Raw genomic sequence first — 4653 nt, forward strand, 5'->3', positions numbered from 1 at the left:
TTGGCGCACCATACAAGGTTGTAATCAAATTAGCAGTAACATCTATTTGATTAAATAATTCTGTGAGATGATTAAATTCCTCATCAACTGACTTATAATGATTAGTTAAAATATCCCTAGGCGCAAGGACAAAAGTTGACGCTGTACTTAGAACAGGGCTACTATTAGTAACATCATACCACTCGGTTTTGAAGGTAAAATCAGTCTTATCGCCAAGGTCAACTAAATATTCTACCATATAAGTCGTTGGAACAGTTTCAGCTGAGTTATCAAGTATATAAGCATTCTCAGCGGGCTCAGATGTCCAACTCCCTAAAGTTCCTGAAATATTAGCAAGCTTATTCACTTTAGCCTCTCGTTCCAAGACTGTTCTATATTGTGCGCCTGCTGGAACGACTACTTGAGCTGAATAAGTAAATTTTTGATTCGTTGCACTCTTCTCTGAGTCAAGAACAATCGTAACTGATCCTTTAGGAATGCCATACGCACTAGCATAGCGCTCGATAAGGTCTAATTCTTTTGTATATTTATCAACTGTTTTAGAGTCAAGTGACAGGTCATTAAACTTATAATCAGCAACAGTTGTCGAAAGTCCTGAAATCAAAGTAGCTAGTTTTGCCAAGTAAGGATTACCAACTGGATAAGTAACTGAACCGTCTGTTTCAGTTTGAACATTCATGTTATCTTTCCGACCAAAAGAATTTTTAATCTTATCTACTAAAGCACTTCTTGCATTATCATCTGTTTGAACACCAGAAAAAGTATCAAAATTACCTGCAATCTGATTATCTTCAGCGTCCTTGTCAAAAACCGTTGGTGTTAAATCTTGAATGAAGAATTGTTGGTACAAATCTTTTTCAAGCTCTAAAAGAGCAGTACGTTTTTTATCTAAGTTGTCTGACTGAGTTTTCAAATCATCTCGAACAGCTGCCACTTTAGCATTATAAGCCATTACTTTGGAAGAAAGTGCCGCAAGTTTGCCAGTTTCGATAGTGCTTTCATTCCCTAACTCATCTACCACATGTTCGACATGATACAATGGCGACAAGTTGTTGTAAATCGTACTATTCAGCTCATCAAACTTAGATTTATAAAATACTTCATCGTCTGTCGCTTGATTGACAATGCCTTGATTCGCATTTTTAACATTGATTTCGCCGATACGATTCTGAACTTCAAAATAAGCATTGACCTGTGGGAGCTGGCTACTTAAGCTTGTTCCTGTCTGAATCAAGATATTTTGAGTTGATTCTGAAAAAGTATTACTACTAGAAATCGTGGCTTGATTCATACTCTTTAAACCGTTTGTACCAGAGGCAAGCGTTATATAGTAGGGCATGGTTGCCTTAAATGGTTCATCAACATCTGTCGACAAGCTTATCACTAAGTTCTCATGTTTTCCAACAACTCCATTTAAAAGCGCCTCAGCCTCGGCAAGATTTCCTGCAACACTAGCGTAGTACATCTTAACAACGCTTTGGTTAAAATCATAGAGTACATCCACAATTTTACTTTGGAGCAATTTCTCCGATAAACTATCAGATTGATGTTGAATCTTATAGCCGACTTGCGCTTTGGTAGGGTCTAGGTCTTGCAAGGTCAAGATGTCATGAGAAAAAGTAGTTGGGAGGTAAATAACCGCCTCAACAGATTCCTCAATATAGGCTCTATCCGCAACCGAACGTGAGACGACTTGCCAATTATATTTTTTGTCATTTGAGACCAAATCAACGAAATTCTTACCAAAATTATAAGTTACTTGGTTAAAATCGGCAGGTAAATCTTCATTGACTAAGGCAATAGTTGGCTTTTCAACCTTTTTACTTACTTTAGTTTTCGTGTTCATGACAATCAAAATACTAATCAAACAGACCAAAGTGACTACCATAATTGATAGCAGAACATTTTGGATGTGTCTTAGTTTTTGATTTATTTTTTTGTATTGTTTCATTTTTTTCCTTTCATTAAATGTTTTTCTCAATCACTTCCATTTCTTGAATTATTTTCATTTTTATTTTTATTTGAATGTGCATTAAATACTAAATAACGATAGTTATTCGCTGCTTTTTATTATTCTCGAAAGCCTTGATTTTTCAACTCTTCAATCCACAAGTCACGACTTAGAAATTCATTCCATTTTTCAACACTTTCATCATCATCGCCAATCATATCAGATGTTGCGTAGGCAAAATCTGCGTCAAGCTTTTTAGTACGTGTATCAAAAGTAAAGCGTAACCGATTCGGAACAGATTGATTATTCTTAACGAAATAATCACGAATTTGTGCCATAATAGCCATGTTCTTACTTTCAGCTTCATCTAACAATCCCAACAAATTATATTTAAGATTTAATGCTGAAATATCTGTATCTTTTTGAATTAGCTTATTATCTTTAGCAAAAAAACGTTCGTACGTCGCATAAAGATTATTAATTTCTCCATTCAAGAAATAGACATCCGCATCTGTATTCATTGCATTATAGATATTCTGAATTAACTCAGTTTGTAAGTCTTCTAAAGTCTTCATTCATTTTCCTTAAAAAACTTGTGACAGATTTACAAGGGCTGTCACACGATTGCCCAGTCCTGTGGCTAAACCTGGCGATTGAGCCTGCCACTCATCCGCATAAAATTCTGTGACACTCATTGCGCTGCCTCCTCATCTCGAACCTTGATTGACACACCTAGATTGTCAAATTCTTTGACATCTTTTTGTGAGAGTTCTCCATACATCGAGATAACGCTTGATAAATCTGTCTAATATATTTTACGAACTGAAACAATTCCCATCTCAATTACTACATAATAAGCTGTTCCTTTTTTAAAGATTGGTAAATTATCTGGGTTAGTTACTGGCTTATATTGTGAAATTTCTTCCTAGGTTAGCTTAGTGAGTGCCATGTGTATTTCCAACAATATCATCGCTACTTGCTAAAATTTCTGAACCTTTTGGAAGGATTTTATCCAATTCCATTCGTGTAAACAGCCGTTGATTGTCTGCATCGTTTTGTAACAAGGCAATATTGTTCCTCAAAAAAATCCGGTTTGCTTCTTTTTGAGTAACTTTAGGTGGCCATGCGCCATTCTTTGCTTTAAATGCCAGAGACACTAATTCTTTTTTTCCTGAAATAACCTCATTTGCATCTAAAGTAGCAACTAACTCACTGTATACATGCGCTGCACCATCAGACCATTCAACTATGTATTGACCATTATCGTTTTTTAATAGAGTGATATAGTTCTTCTTATCCACCATTATTATTGTATTTAACATCTATTTACCTCCAAAAATATTGAATTGCTTGAATGAGCCAGCCGGCATTTCCGGTAACGTTGCTTCTGATATTCCACCAGGATATGTATACCCTCCGGGACGCCATAATTCATTTGCACCTGGTTCATTTCCACTTGGCATATTTATACCACTTGGAGCTTTATCCATCACAAATAATTGCGGATTGTTACCAAGCTCTCCATTTTTAAGTCCAAGTAATTCCTCTAAAATTCTAGGATCATCTCCACTTGCTTGAATAATTTTTTCAGCAATATCTTTAGGCATGATATATTGACCATTTGGCCCAAATCCTTCGCCATATTTTATTACATCATCAGCTCGACGTTCTGCTGATTGAATTTTAGCAACTCCTTCATCAAATTGTTTCAAATGCGATTCAATATAGTCTGGCTTAAGATAAGTTGATGAATCTGGACGTGGGGATATATTAGGATCCATATCTTCAATGGTTTTGAATAATTCTTCTTGATTGATACCATTTTTAACTTCAACTTTAGGTGCTTCATCCAACTTCTTAGCTAAATCATCTACAGCCTTTAACTGCTCATTCGTACTATTGGGATTATCTAAAATACCTTTCAAAATAGACTTAGTACTGTCTGCTAAGTTGTCACTATTTTTAAGTGTAGTCTCCGCAAGATTTTCTAGTATTTCTCGACTACCAGAACTTGCCCGACCTACACCATCTGTTTCCCCCACAACCTTATTGAAATTCTTCTGAACATCATTTTTAGTCACGACATCTGAATTTTTACCCAGCGTGTTAAAAATTGATTGACCATCATCTGCTCCCGCAAAAGCATAACGGGGGGTGTTGCCACCAAATAACTCATCGCCAACACTTCTAATAACTGTTCTAAATTCATCTGCTTTACTGATAACTTTAGCTTGAGTATTCTTCAATACTTCCACAATATCATCTGTCTTGCCTAGAAGTATATTCTTGACATCGCCTGCATTCGAAACAACTGCAGTTTTAACATTCTTAAACACTGTCTTGGTATCATTTAAAAGTTTAGCGGGCATTTTAGCCAGAGTTTTAGCATTCTTAGCGCCCTCTTTAGCAAGTGCCTTGCCAAATGTTCCAACCTTAGAAAGAATGCTAGTTGCCTCGCCACCTCGTGCTACCGTGAAAGCTGTCTGAACTTCTGATGCACCGATAAACAAACTCACAACATTAAACGCTGTCTCGCCTGCTACATAAGCATTACCACTTGAAAGCTGATGCCACAACTCGCCAATACCTGCTAGTGCTTGTTTTTGAGCTTCTGGATTTGTGAGGAGCGTACCGACACCTTTCGTGATTTCAACCACGTTCATCTGCGCCATGCCGTTGACCATTTCGCCTGCCGCATTACC

3 protein-coding genes and 1 pseudogene are annotated in these 4653 nt (G+C 36.7%); all 4 read right to left on the reverse strand.

The window, feature by feature from the left end:
• Nucleotides 1–1888, reverse strand: a 1888-nt coding sequence (esaA, locus tag Hs30E_RS10455; protein ID WP_172209884.1) for a type VII secretion protein EsaA, incomplete at its 3' end; no start/stop codon positions are given.
• A gap of 182 nt (nt 1889–2070) precedes the next feature.
• On the reverse strand, nt 2071–2526 hold the full coding sequence (locus Hs30E_RS10460; protein WP_172209885.1) for a hypothetical protein: 456 nt from the start codon (nt 2524–2526) through the stop codon (nt 2071–2073).
• A gap of 360 nt (nt 2527–2886) precedes the next feature.
• On the reverse strand, nt 2887–3273 hold the full coding sequence (locus Hs30E_RS10465) for a hypothetical protein (protein ID WP_172209886.1): 387 nt from the start codon (nt 3271–3273) through the stop codon (nt 2887–2889).
• Nucleotides 3274–4653 (reverse strand): annotated as a pseudogene (locus tag Hs30E_RS10470) (hypothetical protein); the annotation flags it as partial.

Source organism: Pseudolactococcus hodotermopsidis (assembly GCF_011170085.1).
GTDB lineage: Bacteria > Bacillota > Bacilli > Lactobacillales > Streptococcaceae > Pseudolactococcus > Pseudolactococcus hodotermopsidis.

What these genes read in the sequence shown, in the direction of transcription:
- Hs30E_RS10460 (WP_172209885.1), bottom strand. Translation starts at nt 2,526, where the DNA reads ATGAAGACTTTAGAAGACTTACAAACTGAGTTAATTCAGAATATCTAT.
- Hs30E_RS10465 (WP_172209886.1), bottom strand. Translation starts at nt 3,273, where the DNA reads ATGTTAAATACAATAATAATGGTGGATAAGAAGAACTATATCACTCTA.